Origin of the sequence: Bradyrhizobium sp. SRL28, assembly GCF_018596315.1 — a bacterium.
GTDB lineage: Bacteria > Pseudomonadota > Alphaproteobacteria > Rhizobiales > Xanthobacteraceae > Bradyrhizobium.
The window spans coordinates 198,463-218,030 of the sequence record NZ_JAHEAG010000007.1; the positions used below are offsets into that span (position 1 = coordinate 198,463).

Below are 19,568 nucleotides of genomic sequence, written 5' to 3' on the forward strand. Positions count from 1 at the left end.
AGAAGCCTGACGACTGTCATTTGTTAAATGAAAAGGGAGAGACGTAATGTCCGCAATAAAAAAACTGGCGGTTCTTTCAGCCGCGCTTGGATTGCTTACCGTATCGACGAGCGGCGTTCTCGCACAGAAGAAATACGATACCGGCGCAACCGATACCGAAATCAAAATCGGCAACATCATGCCTTACAGCGGTCCCGCATCCGCCTATGGCGTGATCGCAAAGACCGAGGAAGCCTATTTCCGGAAGGTCAACGCCGAAGGCGGCATCAACGGCCGCAAGATCAACTTCATCAGCTATGACGACGCCTACAGCCCGCCGAAGACGGTCGAGCAGGCCCGTAAGCTGGTCGAGAGCGACGAGGCGTTGGTTGTCTTCAATCCGCTGGGCACCCCGCCGAACACCGCGATCCAGAAATACCTCAACACCAAGAAGGTGCCGCAACTGTTCGTCGCGACCGGCGCCACCAAATGGAACGATCCGAAGAACTTCCCCTGGACCATGGGCTGGCAGCCCAACTACCAGAGCGAAACGCAGATCTATGCGAAGTACGTGCTGAAGAATAAGCCGGATGCCAAGATCGGCATCCTCTACCAGAACGACGACTACGGTAAGGACTACCTGAAAGGCTTCAAGGATGGACTCGGCGCCAAGGCGGCGTCGCTGATCGTCCTGGAGGAAAGCTATGAAGTCTCCGAACCGACCATCGATTCCCATATCGTCAAGCTGAAAGCTTCCGGCGCCGACGTGTTTGTCAACATCACCACGCCGAAATTCGCCGCGCAGGCGATCAAGAAGAATGCCGAGCTCGGCTGGAAGCCCCTCCACTTCCTCAACAGCGTCTCAGGCTCAATCGGCAGCGTCATAAAACCGGCCGGCTTTGAGAACGCGCAAGAGATCATCTCTTCGCAATATCTCAAGGATCCCGCCGATGCGGAGTGGAAGAATGATGCTGGCATGAAGGCCTGGAACGAATTCCTGGACAAGTATTACCCCGAGGCCAACCGCGCCGATGCATTCGTGGTGTATGGTTACACGGTGGCACAAACTCTGGAGCATGTGCTGAAGTCTAGCGGCGACAACCTCACGAGGGAAAACGTGATGAAGCAGGCCGCAAGCTTGAAGGACCTCGAACTCGGGGGACTGTTGCCGGGCGTCAAGATCAATACGTCAGCAACCGATTTTGCGCCAATTTCCCAGATGCAACTGGTGAAGTTCAAAGGCGAGACCTGGGAACGCTTCGGCGAAATCCTCTCCGGCGACGCCGGCGGCTAGTCATTTTGAACCCTGATCGGCCCATTTGCGGGCCGGAAGAAGAACCCCCGCGGCCCGCCCGCGGGGGTTTTCTTTTGCAGCGATTGGATGGATAACCAGACCTCCCGTCGCTAGAGCCCCGTTGCCATCATGACCGACCGACGTCCCCTCCTGCGCGCGATCTTTGACGCGGCTGTCGCGGCCGCGCATCCCGACGTCGTGCTGTCGGCGCATCTGCGCTCCGTACCAAAAGGCCGCGTGATCTGCCTCGCCGCCGGCAAGGGAGCGGCAGCGATGGCTGCTGCGGCCGAGCGACATTACCTCGATACGCTGGGGCTCGATCCGTCGCGACTGACCGGTATTGCCACCACGCGCCACGGCCACGGCGTGCCGACGCGCCGGATCAGGGTGATCGAGGCCGGTCATCCCGTGCCCGACGAAGCCGGGCTGAAAGCCGCCGACGAAACGCTGCGCCTCGCCGCCGAGGCAACCGCTGATGATCTGCTGCTGGTGCTGTTGTCCGGTGGCGGCTCCGCGAACTGGATCGCGCCGGCCGACGGAGTTTCGTTCGCACAGAAGCAGCAGGTGAACCGCGCGTTGTTGCGTTCGGGTGCACCGATCGGCGAGATGAATATCGTCCGCAAGCATCTGTCGCGGATCAAGGGCGGCCGGCTGGCCCGCGCCGGACAGCGCGCCGCCGAAATCGTCACGCTCGCAATCTCCGACGTGCCGCATGACGATCCGTCCGCGATCGCATCGGGACCGACGGTGCCGGATCCGAGTACGCTGGCGGACGCCCGCGCGCTGGTGGCGAGGTACAATCTCACGGTCGACGATGCCGTCAGGCGCGCCCTCGAAGATCCCGGGAATGAGAGCTGCAAGCCCGGCGATGGTGCGTTTGCCCGCGCGCAGTTCGAGATGATCGCAAAACCAAAGGCGTCGCTCGACGCGGCCATCAAGGTCGCAAAGGACGCAGGCTATGAGGTCATCGGCCTCGGCGCCGATCTCGAAGGCGAGGCGTGCGATGTTGCGGCCGATCATGCGCGCCTGGCGCTGAAGGCACAGAGCGATGGCAAACGCATCGCGATCCTGTCGGGCGGCGAACTCACGGTGACCGTGCGCGGCAATGGCCGTGGCGGCCCCAACCAGGAATATGCGCTGGCGCTGGCGGATCTTCTGAAGGGCACTTCAGGCATTGTGGCGCTTGCCGCGGACACCGACGGCGCCGACGGCGGCGCCGGCAGCGCGACCGATCCGGCCGGCGCCGTGATCGATCAGACGACGTTTGCGAAGATGAAGTCGCTCGGCCTCGATCCCGCAGCCTATCTCGCCAACAACGATGCAACCGCGTTCTTTTCGGCCACCGGCGATCTCCTGCTGACCGGTCCGACGCTCACCAACGTCAATGACGTCAGGGTGATCCTGGTGGACTCCGCCTAGGTTTTCCGATCCGTTGCCGGCATCCTGTACGTGCTGAAACGGCGTTAACGTTCTGTTGAGCAAGTTGCGAAGAACCGACGCGCATCTGCCCGTCTCGAAGGTGCAATTCACCAGCTTGGGCTTCTAATGGCCGTTCTCCTGGAGGGAGGAGAGTCGCCGATAGCGGCTGGGGAAACGCTACATGACGGATCACGGCCAGTTAACCGCCCCACGGTCGGCGCAGTTGAGTGCGCGGCTCGAAGAGGCGATCAACAATTTATCGCTCGGCATCGTCGTCTTCGACGAGAAGCGTGAAGTCGTTTTCTGCAACGCCCGTTACAGTGAAATGTACGGGCTTTCGCCTGAACGGGTGGCGCCGGGGACCCCGACCCGTGAACTGATCCAGCATCGGCTGAAGCTCGGCCTGAAAGTGCAGACCGCGCCCGATGATTACATCCGTGAGCGCGTCGGCCGCGACATCGCACTCGACACCACGGTGCAGGAATTCACCGACGGCCGGATCATCGCCTACACCGTCTACCCGATGCCCGGCGGCGGCGGGATGGCGACCCACGAGGACATCACCGAGCGTGAAGAGCTCAATGCCCGGCTGAAGAAGCAATACGAGCTCGGCCGCGAGCAGGAAGAGGCGCTGCGCGCCAAAAACTTCCAGTTCGACACCGCGATCAACAACATGTCGCAGGGGCTGTGCTTCTTCGATTCCGACCACCGCCTGATCGTGTGCAACGATCGCTTTGTCGAGATGTACGATATCGCGCCCGAGCGCGTCAGCCCCGGCATGTCGCTGATCGAGATTGTCGACCTGCGCTTCGAAGCCGGCAGCTTCCCCGCCATGACGCGGGACGAATATCTGCGCTGGCGCACCAATGTGGCGGTTTCCAACGAGGCGAAGGACAGCATCGTCGAATTGATGAACGGGCGCACCTTCAAGATCCGTCACCGGCCGATGCCCGGCGGCGGCTGGGTCGCGACGCACGAGGACATCACCGAGCAGCGCCAGTCCGAGGTCAAGATCGAATACATGGCGCACCATGATGCGCTGACTGATCTGGCCAACCGGGTACTGCTGAACGAGCGGCTCGAATATGCGCTGGGCCGGGTCCAGCACGGCGAAATGGTCGCCGTCCATCACCTCGATCTCGATCAGTTCAAGGCCGTGAACGATACGTTCGGCCATCCCTGCGGCGACAAGCTGCTCAGGATCGTCGCCGAACGGTTGCGCCCCCTCGTCGGTGAAGCCGATACGATCGCGCGGATGGGAGGCGATGAATTCGTAATCGTGCAGGCCACGATCGCGGACCCCGCCGAGGCCACTTCGCTGGCGCAGCGCGTCATCGACGCACTGAGCGAGCCCTATGACATCGACGGCCAGCAGGCTGTGATCGGCGTCAGCATCGGCATTTCGGTCGGCCCCGGCGACGGGTCGAACCCCGACAAATTGTTGCGCAACGCCGACCTCGCGCTCTACCGCGCCAAGAGCGACGGCCGCGGCACATTCCGTTTCTTCGAGCCCGCGATGGATCTGCAGATGCAGACCCGCCGCGTCATGGAGCAGGACCTGCGCAAGGCGCTGCCGGCAGGTCAGTTCGAGCTGCACTACCAGCCGGTCGTCAACCTGGCGAACAACGAAATCAGCGGCTTTGAAGCCTTGATACGCTGGAATCATCCGGCCAAGGGGTTGATCTCGCCGGCCACCTTCATCCCGCTGGCCGAAGAGATCGGCTTCATCGTCCCGCTGGGCGAGTGGGTCATCCGGAAGGCCTGCGCCACCGCGGCGCAATGGCCCGACGACCTTCACGTCGCCGTCAATATTTCAGCGATCCAGTTTCGTAGCCCCGGCCTAATGCAGGTGATCGTCAGCGCGCTCGCGGCTTCCGGCCTCGCGCCCACACGGCTGGAGATCGAAATCACCGAGTCCGTTCTGCTCCACAATAAGGAAGCGACGCTTGCGGTGCTGCATCAGTTGCGGGCGCTCGGGATCCGGATCGCCATGGACGATTTCGGCACGGGATATTCGTCGCTGACCTACTTGCAGAGCTTTCCGTTCGACAAGATCAAGATCGACCGCTCGTTCGTCAAGAACATCACCGAGGATTCGAGCTCGCTCACCATCGTGCGGGCGGTTGCCGCGCTCGCCAACGGCATGGGCATGACGGCTACCGCCGAGGGCGTGGAAACCGCCGAACAACTCCACAGCATCGCTTCCGAAGGATGCACGGAGATGCAGGGCTTCCTGTTCAGCAAGCCGCTTCCCGCCGCCGAGATCGAGCGGCAATTCCTGTCAGGACGCGGGCCGCGCGACGTTCAAGGCCGTATCGTCGCGGCCTGATTGGGCGCCCCTCAAAATTCCGCGGCGATCTTCGACAGCATTTCGAGCAACGCTACGCGGTTGGCCGGGCCCAGCAATTCGTTGAGCCGCGCCTCGTGCTTGCTGGCAACGAGCTTCTTGGCGCGCGCCAGCACCGCCCTTCCCTTGTCGGTCAGAACCAGGATGTGCGAACGGCGATCGTTGGTCGAGCGCATCCGGGTGCAGAGGCCGCGGCTCTCCAGCGCATCCAGCATCGAGACGAAATTCGGCCTGAGGATGCCGAGCGTGTTGGCGATTTCGGTCTGGTTGCGTCCCGGGTTGCGGTCGAGCAGCAGCAGCACCGAGAATTGCGCCGGCGTCAGTTGCAGCGGCGCGACGCAGCGCAGGAAATCCTCGAACACCTTGAGCTGCGCACGCTTGAGCGAATAGCCGAGCAGCTCGGCCAGTTCGCCCAGTTGCAGCCCGACATTGTCAGCGGCGCCATCAATTTCCTTGCCATTGCTGCGCGACGGCTTGACGGCATCGGTCGCTGCCTTGGAAACTGTCATGCGTAACGCTCGCACCCGAAAAAAGGCTCGGCCGGTGGCCGGGGCCTTGATGTTATATTTGATAATTGTTATTGAGTATATCAAATATCGGCGGCTTTCAACTGCCGAGATATGGGACGGCCGGCGGACCGCACGAGGTCAGGACCGGCGACGCTTTTAGGGGGAGCGCCAGTCTTGAACACGACGATCATGCTGTTCCTGCTGCAGGACGGCATTACCAATGGCGCGATCTATGCGCTGCTCGGGCTTGCGCTGGTGCTGGTGTTTGCCGTCACCCGCGTCATCCTGATCCCGCAGGGCGAATTCGTCACCTTCGGCGCGCTGAGCTACGCCGTACTGGCGACCGGCAAGGTGCCGGGCACCGCATGGCTCGCCATGGCGATGGGCCTGGTCGCCTTCGCGCTCGATCTGTTCGACGCGCGGCGATCGCTGCGGCTCAAGCGGGTCTTGCGCTCACTTGCCCTCAACATCGTGCTGCCGGCCGCCATCCTGGCCCTGACCTATGGCCTTGCCGGGCCCAAGACGCCGATCGCGGTCAACATCGCGCTGTCGCTGCTGATCGTCGCGGCGATCGGATTGTTCCTCTACCGCATCGCGTTCCAGCCGATCGCCCATACCTCGGTGCTGGTGCTGCTTATCGCCTCCGTCGGCTGCCATCTCGCCTTGCAGGGCCTGGGCCTGGTGTTCTTCGGCGCCGAAGGCCTGCGCGGCCCGGCGCTGTCGAACGCGGCGCTCACGATCGGTCCCTTGCGCTTCACCGGCCAGAGCCTTGCGGTCTACGGACTGACGATTGCCTTCATCATAGCACTATGGCTGTTCTTCGGCTTCACGCTGATGGGCAAGGCGCTGCGCGCCACCGCCGTCAACCGGCTCGGCGCCCGCCTCGTCGGCATCCGCACCACGCTGTCGGGACAGATCGCCTTCCTGCTGGCGTCGGTGATCGGCGCGATTTCCGGCATCCTGATCGTGCCGATCACCACGCTCTATTACGACACCGGTTTCCTGATCGGCCTGAAAGGTTTCATCGCCGCGATCATTGGCGGGCTGGTGAGCTATCCACTGACGGCGGTGGCGGCCTTGATCGTCGGCAGCGTCGAGGCGTTCTCCTCGTTCTACGCCAGTAATTTCAAGGAGGTCATCGTCTTTACGCTGATCCTTCCCGTGCTGGTGCTGCGCTCGCTCGCAGCGCCCGCGGTCGAGGAAGAGAAGGACTGACGGCAATGCATCAGCGGCTTCCTGTCCTCATCTTCGCACTCGTCATGGCGGCGATCCCGTTCATTCCGGGCGTGCCGCCGTTCTGGATCGTGCTGCTCAACAATATCGGCCTCGCAGCCCTGGTGGCGATGGGGCTGGTGCTGCTGACCGGCGTCGGCGGACTCACCTCGTTCGGTCAGGCCGCGTTTTGCGGCTTCGGCGCTTACACCACGGCGGTGCTGACGACCGCCTATGGTTTTTCACCGTGGCTGACATTGCCGCTCTCGCTGCTGGTCAGCGGCATCGCCGCCGTCTTGCTCGGCATCGTCACGGTGCGCCTGTCCGGCCACTATCTGCCGCTCGGCACCATCGCCTGGGGCATCGGCCTGTTCTATCTGTTCAGCAAGCTGGAATTCCTCGGCCGCAATGACGGCATATCGGGCATTCCGCCGCTCTCGATCGGCAATTTCAAAATGCTCGATCCCGGCACGATCTATTTCGCGATCTGGATCGGGGTTCTCATCTCGGCGCTGCTGACCATGAACCTGCTGGACTCCCGCACCGGCCGCGCGATCCGCGCGCTGCGGCGCGGTCATATCGCGGGCGAAGCGTTTGGCGTGCAGACGCCGCGCGCAAAACTGCTGGTGTTCGTTTATGCGGCTGTTCTCGCCGGCCTCTCCGGCTGGCTCTATGCGCATTTCCAGCGCGCGGCCAACCCGACCCCGTTCGGTGCACATGCCGGCATCGAATATCTCTTCATCGCCGTGGTCGGCGGCGCGGGTTATGTCTGGGGCGCGGTGCTCGGCGCCGGTATCGTCGTGGTCCTCAAGGAAATCCTGCAGAGCTACCTGCCGTATATTTTTGGTGGCCAGAGCCAGCTTGAGACCATCGTGTTCGGCATCCTGCTGGTCGTCCTGCTGCAACTGGCGCCGACCGGCGTCTGGCCCTGGCTGATGGCGCATCTGCCGATCAAGCCGGGCCGCAAGGTGCCCGATACGTCGCTTCCCCTTGCCAAGCGCGAGCGCGCGCCGGCCACTGCCGCCGCGCTGCTGCAGATCGAGAAAGCGCGCAAGCAGTTCGGTGGTGTGATTGCCGTCAACGACGTCTCCTTTGACGTCCAGGCCCGCGAGATCGTCGCCCTGATCGGGCCCAACGGCGCCGGCAAGAGTACGACCTTCAACCTGATCACGGGCGTGCTGACCACGACCGGCGGCACCATCTCGGTGCTCGGCCACAAGGTCGACAACGCCCCGCCGCAGGAAGTTGTAAAACTCGGCGTCGCCCGCACGTTCCAGCACGTCAAGCTGGTGCCCGACATGACCGTGCTGGAAAACGTCGCGATCGGCGCGCATCTGCGCGGGTCTTCCGGCGCAGTCGCCAGCATGTTCCGGCTGGACCGGGCCGACGAGGCGAAACTGCTGGCGGAAGCCGCGCGCCAGATCGAGCGCGTCGGCCTCGGCGACCAGATCGACCAGTTGGCGGGAAGCCTGTCGCTGGGCCAGCAGCGCATCGTCGAGATTGCACGCGCGCTATGCGTCGATCCGTTGCTGCTGCTGCTCGACGAGCCGGCCGCGGGACTGCGTCACATGGAGAAGCAGCGGCTCGCCGCACTACTTCGTCAATTGCGCGACGGCGGCATGTCGGTGCTGCTGGTCGAGCACGACATGGGTTTTGTGATGGATCTCGCCGATCGCATCGTGGTGCTGGATTTCGGCACAAAGATCGCCGAGGGCACGCCGGCCGCGATCAAGACCAATCCCGACGTGATCAAGGCCTATCTCGGAGCTACCGCATGAGCGCGCTGTTATCGGTCTCCGACGCGCATGTTTCCTACGGCAAGGTCGAAGCCGTGCGCTCGGTTTCGCTTCAAGTCGCCGGCAACGAGATCGTCACCATCATCGGCGCCAACGGGGCCGGCAAGACTACGCTGTTGAACGCCATCATGGGCGTGCTGCCGCTCAAGGGCGCCACCGCTTTCGCCGGCACCGACATGGCCCCGCTCGACATCGAGGATCGCGTCGCGGCGGGCTTGTGTCTCGTGCCCGAGCACCGTGAATTGTTCGGCACCATGAATGTCGAGGACAATCTGCAGCTCGGCGCCTTCCGGATTCCGAAGGCCACGACGGCAAAATCGTTCGAGCGCGTCTATGCGCTGTTTCCGCGGCTGAAGGAGCGGCGCAAGCAGCTGGCCGGCACGCTGTCGGGCGGCGAGCAGCAGATGCTGGCGATGGGCCGCGCGCTGATGGGCGCGCCAAAACTGTTGATGCTGGACGAACCGAGCCTCGGGTTGGCGCCGATCATCGTCGCCGACATCTTCCGCACCATCGGCGAACTGCGCGCCGCCGGCGTCTCGGTGCTGCTGGTCGAACAGAACGCGCAAGCGGCCCTCAAGATCGCCGACCGCGCCTATGTCATGGAGCTCGGCGAATTCATCCTGTCCGGATCGGCCAAGGATATCGCGTCCAACCAGCGCGTCGCGGCGAGCTATCTCGGCTTCCAGCACGAAGGCGCAAGCGGGATTTAGGGGGTGAACCCGTAAGTTCAGAGCGGTCGGTGGACGTCCGCTTTGGTGCGCATTTCCGGACTTAAGTTGGAAATTGCGTGATGTCCGAGAAGTCCGGAAACCGACATTCATCGTGAGGGGCGGCATGTCTCAAAAGTGCCAACAGCGGACGTCGTCGCCTCATTCGATACGTCGTCGGCAGTCGCGACAGCTAACGCCATTCGATTCCGTATACATCAACAGGCTGCAGGAAGCCCTTGAGATGGCAGGGACCAATGTTTGTGACATGCAAGCGATCCCGGATGCGATCCTGAACGGCATTTGATACAAGAATGGCATCGGGCTCGGCCAACTGGCACAAACGAGCAGCCAGTTGAACGGTCGCACCAAAAAGGTCGTTGCTGTCCGCAATCGGTTCTCCGACGTCAATACCAATTCGCACCTGAAGCTTCTCTTTGCTTGCCAGATTGAAGGCTTCAAACGCTTGCTGGATGGCGCGGGCGCATTGCACGGAGGCGGCCGCGTCGGCGAAGGATGCCATGATGCCGTCGCCAGTGTGCTTCACCACATGCCCACCCTTGTCCTTCAATGCGCGGCGAACCAGCGCGTCATGTGCCCGAACCATCTCCACAGATCGGGCATCGCCAAGACGCTCTGTCATGCTGGTAGAGCCAACGATGTCAGTGAACATAATGGCCCGCAGGGCTGAATCGATTGTGACGTTGTTTGCCTCGCCGCTCGGTTCCGGATCAGACACTCTCCCCAGAAACGCCTGGACGGCTGAGAGGTCCACTTCGATCACATCTTTCGCCACTTCGCCGTGAGCTTCGTCATGAACCCGCATCGCAGTTTGGATATCCGGTGCGTCAATGAGACAGAAGCCCGTACCGCGCGATTCATCAAACCAATACGTCAAGAAACGAACTCCGTATTGATCTTGCACTTCCAGGTCTTTTCGATGCGCCTCGGCGATATCGGAAGCTGTCAGGCCTGAGAGATCGTGTCGGTCGAGGAAAATTGGCACTGGTGTTGCTCCACCCGTTTCTTCAGACGGACTCGTTTCAAATCTGCACCAAGCATGGTGTTTCGCCGAAAGCGCCATTTAATGTAACAGCTTGCAATTGGGACTGCAGATACCCGGCGCAGCGAACCGCGCGCCCCCTCCGACGGGAGCGGCGGGCTTCGCCATGCCCTTCCGAAGTCACCCGACCCTCAAATTCTCCGCCGAAGTCTTCCCCTTGTTGGGCACTTCCTCGTAGCTGACCTTTGCACCCTCATTGAGTGTGCTGAGCCCAGCTTTCTCGACCGCGGAGATGTGCACGAACACATCCTTGCTGCCGTTATCGGGCTGAATGAATCCATAGCCCTTTGTCGCGTTGAACCACTTCACCGTTCCGGTTGCCACCTTGGTCGTCTCCCATATCCGATAGGACCTAGAGACAACCTCGTGCCGATGGGAAAGGCAAGCAAAACCCGCCAGGGTGAGCCGGCAGGGCCGAAGTATCGGCTGGTGCCTGCCTTCCTTCCAAATATCCGCGAATTAACTCGCTTTTGAGACCCCTGGAGGCGCATATTGGGGCAATCACCGCTCCGCCTCCCAGGCATTACCGGTGACAGAGAGTGTTGCGCTCCCGCCTATTCGAGGGAAGCATCATGCCCCAGTCTCAACGCCTGTCGTCCGTGATTCCATTCGCTGCAATTGAGCGCCCCGCTTGTCCGAAGTGCAAGGCCCCGATGATGCTCGTCAGTATCGAGCTAGCACGCCCGGGCGTCGACTTGCATACCTTTGAATGCGCTATCTGCAACCACGCACATACGACCCTTGCCGCGTATGAAGACCCTATGAAGTCCAAGTCCCTTGGACGCTGGCTTCAAGGCGATTTGCACCCACCCAGGTAAGGCGCGCCGGAGTGAACCGGCGGATTTTGTACTTGAAGGGCTAGCGCCCGCAAAAGCGCCCCTGATCGACATCGCAATGTCCGCGATCGCAGCGCCAACAATGCCCTGTATGTTCGGCAATGCCGCGAAGGGAATTGCCGAAGTCCGGAAAGAAGGCAAACTAAACTTGCCGCTAGAGATGGATCTTTCGCAGTAGCCGCTCCTAGTTGTTTTTGACAGGTTAAGCCACTCATGCCGGCATCAAGCGCCTTAGTTCTTTCTGGGCGGCGGTTCGTTCGCTACTTCCTCTGCCAGTAGCTTTAGAAACTTCTCCTGCCGCGCGTCAGCTTTCGCTGCCGCCGCTTCCGATGCAGCCACGAGACTGCGATAGAGCTTAAGGTTTTGCCGGCGAATGAAAAATTGATGTTCCATAGCTACCTCCTCTGAGGGCATGGACCGAAGCGCATGGTGCGCTTGCGAATGGAGGATGGGAAGTGTCGAGCACGTATGTCTGCCGGAACGATCGAGAAAGATGACGACATGCTGGGGCAAGCCGTCACCAACATGGCACTGACATCGCTCAAGCGGTTAGTTGGGCGGCAAGCCGACGGGCACAAGCTGAGATGCCGTCTGGCTTGCCGGCGCTTACGGCGTTGTAAATACGGTCAGCCTTTACGTCGACTACGGACAGGAGACTTTTCATGCTATTCACGTCGAAGCGAGCAGTTCGTTTTCGTTAGCGTTGCGGATCTCTTTGTTAGCCGCCGCTCTGCTGGCCGCTCTGGTTTGGATTTTGCGTCTGTTGGTCAGGCGCCTGATTCGGGTTCTGGCCGGACTTGGCGGACTAATCGCCCTGTCGATTCTGCTGACCATACTTGTTGGGATCATTCTGTTGGTCATCCCGTCTCCTTAATGGTCGGGAACATATGACAACCGAGCCCACGGAGGTTCGTTCCGGCAAATCAAAAAGAAAGCCGTTCAGTTCAAATGCGGCAGACCGCTTGTTACCCCCTCGTGCTAAGCGGCACGTCCAACATATGCATATGCGCTTTGCTGTTGTCGTACCCGGAGTACGATTCAATGCCTTTGCGATTTTCGCAGCGCCGGAGTTAATGCAGCCGAAAGACTCCGTCGACGGCGCGTAGTTCAGCAGGCTTGATCAGTTTGGAGTGCGCAACGGTGACTGCAAACAGCGGACCTTCGAGCTTTGTTTCCCAAAACGCGAGGAAATCCTTCAACGCCGGGAAATCCGGAAACATATCGTAGTCCTGCCAAACGTAAGTTTGCAGCAGCCAGCGCCGATCCGGACGGCGATAAACGATTTCCGCTGTTGTCAGTCCGTAGCCTAAGACCTGCTTCCTGAAATCCTTGGAAACCGCATCGTTCTCGACCATGCCAACCTCCAGCCCAACTGAAGAGTAATGCGTGATTCTCAATTCGCCAAAAAGGAAAACGTTCAATAGGTCATAGCAATCAACGCGCTAGCAGCATGTTACTTCACCTGCTAGCAGTCGTCCCTCCTCCAGAAACTCAAGTCGCAGTCAAACATCGCGGGCTGAAGCCCTTGCGCCCCAGTGTCACAAGCTTATGTGAAGAGCGGCTAGCACTCGCGCATTGCGACTGCCAATCCAGAAAATCACAAAAGCCAGGGAGGACCGCATGAAATTCCGTCCGCTCCACGACCGTGTCGTGGTCAAACGCATCGATGCCGAAGATAAAACCGCAGGCGGCATCATCATTCCGGACAGTGCCAAGGAAAAGCCCTCGCAGGGAGAAATCGTCGGCGTGGGCCCGGGTGGCCGCGACGAAGCCGGCAAGCTGATCCCGATCGACCTCAAGGTTGGCGACCGCGTGCTGTTCGGCAAATGGTCGGGCACCGAAGTCAAGATCGACGGCCAGGAGCTGTTGATCATGAAGGAAAGCGACATCATGGGTGTCCTAACCGACGTTCCGGCTGCCAAGAAGAAGGCCGCCTAACCGCACCCGCTCCCTCATCCTGAGGAGCCGGCGCAGCCGGCATCTCGAAGGATGAGCTCCAAGCTCAACTCATCTCATCCTTCGAGACGCCCTCCGGGCTCCTCCGGATGAGGATCAGTTTCAAACGGAGATCATTATGTCAGCCAAAGAAGTCAAATTCGGCGTCGACGCCCGCGACAGGATGTTGCGCGGCGTTGAAATTCTCAACAACGCGGTCAAGGTGACGCTCGGCCCCAAGGGCCGCAACGTCGTCCTCGACAAGTCGTTCGGCGCTCCCCGTATCACCAAGGACGGCGTCACCGTCGCCAAGGAGATCGAGCTAGAGGACAAGTTCGAGAACATGGGCGCGCAGATGGTGCGCGAAGTCGCCTCCAAGTCGGCAGACGCTGCCGGCGACGGCACCACCACCGCGACCGTTCTCGCGGCTGCGATCGTCCGAGAAGGCGCCAAGTCCGTTGCCGCCGGCATGAACCCGATGGATCTGAAGCGCGGTATCGACATGGCGGTGGAAGCCGTGGTCGCCGACCTCGTCAAGAACTCCAAGAAGGTCACCTCGAACGAGGAAATCGCCCAGGTCGGCACCATCTCCGCCAACGGCGACGCCGAGATCGGCAAGTTCCTCTCCGACGCCATGAAGAAGGTCGGCAACGAGGGCGTCATCACGGTTGAAGAAGCCAAGTCGCTCGAGACCGAACTCGAGGTCGTCGAGGGCATGCAGTTCGACCGCGGCTACATCTCGCCCTACTTCGTCACCAACGCCGACAAGATGCGCGTTGAAATGGAAGATGCCTACGTCCTCATCAACGAAAAGAAGCTATCTCAGTTGAATGAATTGCTTCCCTTGCTCGAGGCCGTGGTGCAGAGCGGCAAGCCGCTTGTGATTATAGCGGAAGACGTCGAAGGCGAAGCGCTTGCCACCCTCGTCGTCAACCGTCTGCGTGGTGGCCTCAAGGTTGCTGCCGTGAAGGCTCCGGGCTTCGGCGATCGCCGCAAGGCCATGCTGCAGGACATCGCGGTTCTGACCGGTGGTCAGGCGATCTCGGAAGATCTCGGCATCAAGCTCGAGAACGTCACCCTGCAGATGCTCGGCCGCGCCAAGAAGGTGATGATCGACAAGGAAAACACCACAATCGTCAGCGGCGCCGGCAAGAGGGCCGACATCGAGGCGCGCGTTCAGCAGATCAAGGCGCAGATCGAGGAAACCACCTCGGACTACGACCGTGAGAAGCTGCAGGAGCGTCTGGCCAAGCTCGCGGGCGGCGTCGCGGTGATCCGCGTCGGCGGCGCGACCGAAGTCGAGGTGAGGGAGCGCAAGGATCGCGTGGATGACGCGATGCATGCGACCCGTGCGGCGGTTGAAGAAGGCATCGTGCCGGGCGGCGGCGTCGCCCTGTTGCGCGCCTCCCAGCATCTCAAGGGACTTCGCACCAAGAACGACGACCAGAAGACCGGCGTCGAAATCGTCCGCAAGGCGTTGTCGTATCCAGCCCGCCAAATCGCCATCAATGCTGGCGAAGACGGTTCGGTGATCATCGGCAAGATCCTCGAGAAGGATCAATATTCCTACGGCTTCGACTCGCAGACCGGCGAATACGCCAACCTGATCTCCAAGGGCATCATCGACCCGACCAAGGTGGTTCGTGTGGCGATACAGAACGCAGCGTCCGTCGCGGCTCTCCTGATCACCACGGAAGCCATGGTGGCCGAAGTGCCGAAGAAGAACGCCGGCGCTGGCGGCATGCCTCCGGGCGGCGGCATGGGTGCCATGGGAGGTATGGACTTCTAACTCCAACCATTCAGAGCACAACAATAAGAAAGGCCCGGCAGCATTGCTGGGCCTTTCTGCACTGGCCACTCGTCCATCTCGACGACGATAGCTGCATGGAGGTGACCGCTCTCAAGGGATCAGGCGGAGACGTGCAGCACTTCGCCGATCGTATTCTCGCCGAGCGTGGCGTCCGCTATGACCGCATGGCAATGATCCCAACCTCGGCTAGACGAAGCGTCGCCCGGACCTTCCAGCACGTCGACTTCTGAAGTGGTGTCGCACCAGAAAGCCCCGACCGTGCGCCGAGGGCTCCCGCATTGAAATAAAAATTGATCCGGGAACCCAAAAAAGCGGGGGCGCTTCTCAAAAGCGACTTGATTTCTCGCTCATTTTTCTGCGCGACGACAATTTCTTGATGGGTAAGAAGAGGTGACCGATTAACAAATTTTGATGAGGAAGCGATGACTGATCAACAGTTGGCTCTTCAGGCGATCAACGAAGCGCAACTCATACTGGAAGAATACCTTCGGCCGCGGCCGCAGAATAACGAGCATATCCTCGACAGGTTGGTGGAAGTTCTAGAACGCCCCGATTTGGTGGTTGCTGTAAGCCGCTTGCAGCAACAAGGCAGTCTCGCAGTGCCCAAATGAGGAAACTGCCCTCAGTCGCCTTGGCCGTCTGGACTGCTACGGTCTTGCCAGTCGGGGTGCCAGATGCGCAGGCCAAACAACAATGCAGCGCCACGAAGCCATCAAATCAGCATGGGCGCTGGTGGTCCTATCGTCTGATCGATGGACGAAAGTGCTGGTACGAAGGCAAGCCCATGCTTTCGAAATCGATGCTGGAATGGCGCAAGGAGGCGTCCGCGCGACCCGCTTCCAACGGAAAAATCAAAAGCGTCGTCACTGAGAAAGTCGTCACAGAGAAACCTGGCCATCCATTAGACGCGCGGGCTTGGGCTCCCAATGATCCTGATACTTTCGAAGCGCGATGGCGCGAAAGGGTGGAAATGCAATAGGCGTGCCCCAAGGGAAAGTCTCGAAGCGCCGGAATCGCACCTGCGCGCCACAGACAATTTTGGCGACTCGCGAAGAGCCCTTGCTTTGCAACTAACCGCACAGCGGAAGACCAGCAATGCGAACGGCTGCAGATTTCAATCTCTATTACGCCGCCCCTGACCCCTGGCATATTTCCCACGCGCGATTCAGGGACAAGGTCTTGCGCCGATGTCTGAAGCGAATCATCCGGAACAAATCCGTTCTTGAACTCGGTTGTGGCGAAGGCCACTTGACCCACGCAATTTTTGGCAAAGCACGATCCGTGGTTGGCATCGACATAAGCGATGTAGCGATTGCTCGCGCCAAATCGCTAAATTTGCCAAACGCCAGATTTGAAAGCGCTGATTTTCTGCAAGCATCATTTCAGGGTTACGACGTGATCGCAGCCATCGAATGCGTCTACTATCTCTCCCTGGAGGAACGGGGGGCGTTTTTGGAGAAAGTCGCCAAAGAACACGCTGGCAAAATACTTCTGCTTTCGGGTCCAATCGTGGACTACAGAAGACACTTCGGTCATAAGCGATTGATGCACGAGTTCACGACTTTAGGATTCGTCCCCCTTAGATTTTATAACCTGTCCGTTTATTGGCATCCGCCTTCATCCAAGATTATCGCCAACCTGATCAAGCTGCCACTTGGACACAAATTGCTTGATTGGATGCCGGAGTCGATGATCTATCAAAGACTGTACGCACTTCGAGCACCGAAAGCCTCCTGACTCGGATTCGATAACCCGACAGAGAGGCTTCGTGTAGCTTCGGCTTGCCTTTGAAAGTGGATTTCGTGCCCCGCCTTCATTAACGAAGCCTTAATCATGATATGTGTTCCCACCGCTTCCTTGTGGGTTGCACAACATCCTGAACACTCGCGGCCTTCTATCCTTGCGTGACTGCAGCCATTTTATCCGGCTTGGCGCCGATGATGGCTGAGGGAATCACAAGGTCAGACGATGCACGCTTCCGGTCGCCCAACGGTCGAAACCACCGCGTTCCTGCTTGCCGCACTCGAGCAGGCCAGCGATGCCGTCGTCATCGTCAATAGCGATCTGTGTATCAGCCACTTCAATGCTGCGGCCGAAGTGATCTGGGGCGTTGCCCGCGACGACGTCCTTGGACTCGATGCAAGCTGTCTCGGATTGACCGACCTCGGGCCAAACTCCGAGATCACGATCCGGCGCAGTAACGGCAGCCGGCTCAGAGCCGCGGTATCGATTTCGCGTGTTGAGATCGGTGGCCGATCCCACTACATGGCCTTCGTTCGCGACATCACCGCGGAGGTTGAACGACGCGAGAGGATCGCGCTTCTCACCCTCGTGGCCGACAAGACCAACCGTGCTGTTGTCCTCACCGACCGCAAGCTGAAGGTCGTCTACACCAACGCCGCGTTCTCCCGAATGTTCGGATATTCGCCTGAGGAAGCGCAGGGACGGCAAGCAAACCAGTTGCTCGCCGGCCCATTCACCGACCGCGAGACCCTGGCCAGGTTGCGGCGCCGGATCTGCGATGGAAGTAGCGACGAAGAGGAAGTCCTCGCATACGACAAGATCGGAGACGAAATCTGGGTCTCGGCCACGGTCAAGCCGTTCCGCAACGAGCGCGGCCGGATCAAGTACCTGTTCGCCCTGCTGACCGACATCACCGAAAGCAAGCAGTTACGGTCGCTGCAGCAACTGATCATGGGCGCGCTGGCCGATGAACTTCCGCTAACTGACATCGCCGATCAGCTTTGCCGGCGTGTCGAAGTCCTTGCGCCCGACGTCGTCTCTTCGGTGCTGCATATCGATTCGGATGGATTGGTCCACCCGCTGGGTGGGCCGAGCCTGCCTGAGGCATACTCGCGCGCACTCGACGGCGTCGCCATCGGGCCCGACATCGGCTCGTGCGGATCGGCCGCCTATTACGGGCAGCCGGTGCTGGCGTCGGATATCGACAACGACCCGCGCTGGCAGCCGTTCAAGGCGATGCCGCTCGCGGCCGGCCTGAAAGCCTGCTGGTCGACGCCGATCAAGGCCAAGGACGGCCGCGTGATCGGAACCTTTGCCTTCTATTTCAGGGAGTGCCGCGCGCCAAGCCGCTGGCATCAACGGATCGTCGATGCCTGCGTTCACCTCGGGGCGCTGGCGATCGAGCGAAAGGAGGCGCGCGCCCAGATTGCCCGGCTCGCCTACCACGACATGCTGACTGGGCTGCCGAACCGCGCGCAGTTGCGCCAACTGGTCAACCAGGCCATCGACGATTGCCGGGGCAAGCAACTCGCGCTGATATTTCTCGACCTCGATCACTTCAAGGACGTCAACGATACGCTCGGACACTCGGCCGGCGATGCGCTGCTTGTCGATTTTGCAAAACGGCTGCGTGCCCGCATCCAGCCGTCCGACCTGCTGGGACGCCTGAGCGGCGACGAGTTCGTCATCGTGTTGCCGAACTGCGATCCGGCGCGCGCCTCGCTGGTCGCCTCCAACATCACCGACGCGCTGACGTCGCCGCTGTTGCTCGACAACAGGCAGATACCGATCTCCGTCAGCATGGGCATCAGCATCTATCCTGACAACGCGACCGACATCGATACCCTGATGCAGCAGGCCGACGCGGCGATGTCCGAGGCCAAGCAGGCTGGCCGTTCTACCCATCGCTTCTTCAGCGCCGACATGAACCGCCTCGCCGAGCAGCGGCTCGTCTTCAGTGCGGCGCTCCGCCAGGCCATCGCAAATGACCGGTTGAAGCTCGTCTATCAACCGCAGACCCGAACCGTCGACGGCGCCCTCTACGGCGTCGAAGCGCTGGCGCGCTGGAACGATCCTGAGCTTGGCGAAGTCCCGCCTTCGAAATTCATCCCGCTGGCCGAGGAAGTCGGACTGATCGAGCAGATCGGCCTATGGTCGATCCGCGAAGCATGCCGGCAAATGGCGGCATGGCGCCGTGCCGGACTGGACGTCCCCTGCGTGGCGGTCAATCTGTCGCCGCTCAATTTCCAGAATGCGAAGCTTGCGGCCGTGGTGGCGGAGACCATCGCGGCCAATGGCCTTCCGCCCCAGACATTGATGCTCGAGATCACCGAAGGCGTGCTCGTGAACGAGCGCTCGGCCGCGATCGAAACCATGAATGCGATACGCAAGCTCGGCGTCGGCCTGTCGCTGGATGATTTCGGGACCGGCTATTCGAGCCTGAGCCGGCTGGCGCACTTGCCGATCCGCGAATTGAAGATCGATCGCAGCTTCATGCGCAACATCGAGCACGACACCAGCGCGCTCGCGATCGCCACCGCCGTCGTCCGCGTCGGCCAGAGTTTGAAAATGGCCGTGGTCGCCGAGGGCGTCGAAACCGAGGGACAACGGAAGCTATTGGCCGAACTCGGCTGCGACGTCGTGCAGGGACATTTGTTCGCGAGGGCGATGTCGCCCGAAGTATTCGAGCGATGGCTGGTCGCGCATGCCGCCGAGCAGGCGCGGGTGATGCGCAGGAGCGTCGAGGAGGTCCGTTCGCAACCAGCGCCGTCGTTGCTGATTGCGTCGACGGGCGGTTAGGCGAGCAATCTCCGGCTTCCGTAGGGTGGGCAAAGGCGCGACAGCGCCGTGCCCACCATCTCTCTTGTTCGCCGATCCATGGTGGGCACGCTACGCTTTGCCCACCCTACAGACCACGC

18 protein-coding genes are annotated in these 19,568 nt (G+C 60.8%); 13 read left to right on the forward strand and 5 right to left on the reverse strand.

Going from position 1 to position 19,568, the window contains the following annotated elements:
• Positions 1-46: 46 nt before the first annotated feature.
• The 3 genes from KIP88_RS18100 (at position 47) to KIP88_RS18110 (ending at position 5,021) form a co-directional block, all read left to right on the forward strand.
• Complete coding sequence (locus KIP88_RS18100) at positions 47-1,273, forward strand: ABC transporter substrate-binding protein (protein WP_214489291.1); 1,227 nt, start codon at positions 47-49, stop codon at positions 1,271-1,273.
• Positions 1,274-1,402: 129 nt separating this feature from the next.
• Positions 1,403-2,692 (forward strand): glycerate kinase, encoded by a 1,290-nt coding sequence (locus KIP88_RS18105; protein ID WP_214489292.1) that lies wholly within the window; start codon positions 1,403-1,405, stop codon positions 2,690-2,692.
• A 181-nt stretch (positions 2,693-2,873) separates the two neighbouring features.
• Positions 2,874-5,021 (forward strand): EAL domain-containing protein, encoded by a 2,148-nt coding sequence (locus KIP88_RS18110; protein ID WP_214489293.1) that lies wholly within the window; start codon positions 2,874-2,876, stop codon positions 5,019-5,021.
• Between the two features lie 11 nt (positions 5,022-5,032).
• On the opposite strand, the gene KIP88_RS18115 is transcribed toward KIP88_RS18110, so the two are convergent.
• Entirely contained in the window at positions 5,033-5,548 is a 516-nt protein-coding gene (locus tag KIP88_RS18115; protein WP_214489294.1) for a MarR family winged helix-turn-helix transcriptional regulator, read from the reverse strand.
• Between the two features lie 174 nt (positions 5,549-5,722).
• Here KIP88_RS18115 and KIP88_RS18120 point away from each other — a divergent pair, with 174 nt between their 5' ends.
• From KIP88_RS18120 to KIP88_RS18130, 3 genes are read left to right on the forward strand one after another with little or no spacing between them, the layout of a single operon-like run.
• A complete protein-coding gene (locus tag KIP88_RS18120) occupies positions 5,723-6,763 on the forward strand; it encodes a branched-chain amino acid ABC transporter permease (RefSeq protein ID WP_214489295.1) in 1,041 nt (346 codons plus the stop codon).
• A 5-nt stretch (positions 6,764-6,768) separates the two neighbouring features.
• On the forward strand, positions 6,769-8,538 hold the full coding sequence (locus KIP88_RS18125; protein ID WP_214489296.1) for an ATP-binding cassette domain-containing protein: 1,770 nt from the start codon (positions 6,769-6,771) through the stop codon (positions 8,536-8,538).
• On the forward strand, positions 8,535-9,266 hold the full coding sequence (locus tag KIP88_RS18130) for an ABC transporter ATP-binding protein (RefSeq protein WP_214489297.1): 732 nt from the start codon (positions 8,535-8,537) through the stop codon (positions 9,264-9,266). The genes KIP88_RS18125 and KIP88_RS18130 overlap by 4 nt, the downstream gene beginning before the upstream one ends.
• A gap of 190 nt (positions 9,267-9,456) precedes the next feature.
• Here the strand turns inward: KIP88_RS18130 and KIP88_RS18135 are convergent, their stop codons facing one another.
• From KIP88_RS18135 to KIP88_RS18150, 4 genes are all read right to left on the reverse strand, one after another.
• Positions 9,457-10,269 carry a nickel-binding protein gene (locus KIP88_RS18135; RefSeq protein WP_214489298.1) on the reverse strand — a complete coding sequence of 271 codons (813 nt, stop codon included), beginning with the start codon at positions 10,267-10,269 and terminating at the stop codon, positions 9,457-9,459.
• 177 nt (positions 10,270-10,446) lie between these two features.
• Positions 10,447-10,650 carry a cold-shock protein gene (locus KIP88_RS18140; RefSeq protein WP_074278830.1) on the reverse strand — a complete coding sequence of 68 codons (204 nt, stop codon included), beginning with the start codon at positions 10,648-10,650 and terminating at the stop codon, positions 10,447-10,449.
• A 743-nt stretch (positions 10,651-11,393) separates the two neighbouring features.
• Positions 11,394-11,555, reverse strand: a complete 162-nt coding sequence (locus KIP88_RS18145) for a hypothetical protein (protein WP_214489300.1) — start codon at positions 11,553-11,555, stop codon at positions 11,394-11,396.
• A 677-nt stretch (positions 11,556-12,232) separates the two neighbouring features.
• The gene (locus KIP88_RS18150; protein ID WP_214489301.1) at positions 12,233-12,517 is read right to left on the reverse strand and encodes an usg protein; all 285 of its coding nucleotides are present in this window, start codon (positions 12,515-12,517) and stop codon (positions 12,233-12,235) included.
• Between the two features lie 265 nt (positions 12,518-12,782).
• Between KIP88_RS18150 and KIP88_RS18155 the strand changes: the two genes are divergently transcribed.
• The 7 genes from KIP88_RS18155 to KIP88_RS18185 all read left to right on the forward strand — a co-directional run bounded on the left by KIP88_RS18155 (position 12,783) and on the right by KIP88_RS18185 (position 19,449).
• Complete coding sequence (locus KIP88_RS18155) at positions 12,783-13,100, forward strand: co-chaperone GroES (RefSeq protein WP_214489303.1); 318 nt, start codon at positions 12,783-12,785, stop codon at positions 13,098-13,100.
• Positions 13,101-13,236: 136 nt separating this feature from the next.
• Positions 13,237-14,886, forward strand: a complete 1,650-nt coding sequence (gene groL, locus KIP88_RS18160; RefSeq protein ID WP_214489305.1) for a chaperonin GroEL — start codon at positions 13,237-13,239, stop codon at positions 14,884-14,886.
• Positions 14,887-14,942: 56 nt separating this feature from the next.
• A complete protein-coding gene (locus KIP88_RS18165; protein WP_374226479.1) occupies positions 14,943-15,137 on the forward strand; it encodes a hypothetical protein in 195 nt (64 codons plus the stop codon).
• 192 nt (positions 15,138-15,329) lie between these two features.
• A complete protein-coding gene (locus KIP88_RS18170) occupies positions 15,330-15,518 on the forward strand; it encodes a hypothetical protein (RefSeq protein ID WP_214489307.1) in 189 nt (62 codons plus the stop codon).
• Positions 15,515-15,886, forward strand: a complete 372-nt coding sequence (locus KIP88_RS18175; RefSeq protein WP_249790849.1) for a hypothetical protein — start codon at positions 15,515-15,517, stop codon at positions 15,884-15,886. The genes KIP88_RS18170 and KIP88_RS18175 overlap by 4 nt, the downstream gene beginning before the upstream one ends.
• A gap of 116 nt (positions 15,887-16,002) precedes the next feature.
• The gene (locus KIP88_RS18180) at positions 16,003-16,644 is read left to right on the forward strand and encodes a trans-aconitate 2-methyltransferase (RefSeq protein WP_214489309.1); all 642 of its coding nucleotides are present in this window, start codon (positions 16,003-16,005) and stop codon (positions 16,642-16,644) included.
• Between the two features lie 231 nt (positions 16,645-16,875).
• Positions 16,876-19,449, forward strand: coding sequence for an EAL domain-containing protein (locus tag KIP88_RS18185; RefSeq protein WP_214489310.1), 2,574 nt, complete (start codon positions 16,876-16,878; stop codon positions 19,447-19,449).
• The last annotated feature ends 119 nt before the right edge of the window (positions 19,450-19,568 follow it).

Excerpts from the sequence above, each read along its gene's own strand:
- KIP88_RS18125 (WP_214489296.1), top strand. The coding sequence starts at position 6,769 with ATGCATCAGCGGCTTCCTGTCCTCATCTTCGCACTCGTCATGGCGGCG.
- KIP88_RS18115 (WP_214489294.1), bottom strand. The coding sequence starts at position 5,548 with ATGACAGTTTCCAAGGCAGCGACCGATGCCGTCAAGCCGTCGCGCAGC.
- KIP88_RS18180 (WP_214489309.1), top strand. The coding sequence starts at position 16,003 with ATGCGAACGGCTGCAGATTTCAATCTCTATTACGCCGCCCCTGACCCC.
- KIP88_RS18175 (WP_249790849.1), top strand. The coding sequence starts at position 15,515 with ATGAGGAAACTGCCCTCAGTCGCCTTGGCCGTCTGGACTGCTACGGTC.
- KIP88_RS18170 (WP_214489307.1), top strand. The coding sequence starts at position 15,330 with ATGACTGATCAACAGTTGGCTCTTCAGGCGATCAACGAAGCGCAACTC.
- groL (WP_214489305.1), top strand. The coding sequence starts at position 13,237 with ATGTCAGCCAAAGAAGTCAAATTCGGCGTCGACGCCCGCGACAGGATG.
- KIP88_RS18105 (WP_214489292.1), top strand. The coding sequence starts at position 1,403 with ATGACCGACCGACGTCCCCTCCTGCGCGCGATCTTTGACGCGGCTGTC.
- KIP88_RS18150 (WP_214489301.1), bottom strand. The coding sequence starts at position 12,517 with ATGGTCGAGAACGATGCGGTTTCCAAGGATTTCAGGAAGCAGGTCTTA.
- KIP88_RS18110 (WP_214489293.1), top strand. The coding sequence starts at position 2,874 with ATGACGGATCACGGCCAGTTAACCGCCCCACGGTCGGCGCAGTTGAGT.
- KIP88_RS18145 (WP_214489300.1), bottom strand. The coding sequence starts at position 11,555 with ATGGAACATCAATTTTTCATTCGCCGGCAAAACCTTAAGCTCTATCGC.
- KIP88_RS18100 (WP_214489291.1), top strand. The coding sequence starts at position 47 with ATGTCCGCAATAAAAAAACTGGCGGTTCTTTCAGCCGCGCTTGGATTG.
- KIP88_RS18185 (WP_214489310.1), top strand. The coding sequence starts at position 16,876 with ATGCACGCTTCCGGTCGCCCAACGGTCGAAACCACCGCGTTCCTGCTT.
- KIP88_RS18155 (WP_214489303.1), top strand. The coding sequence starts at position 12,783 with ATGAAATTCCGTCCGCTCCACGACCGTGTCGTGGTCAAACGCATCGAT.
- KIP88_RS18130 (WP_214489297.1), top strand. The coding sequence starts at position 8,535 with ATGAGCGCGCTGTTATCGGTCTCCGACGCGCATGTTTCCTACGGCAAG.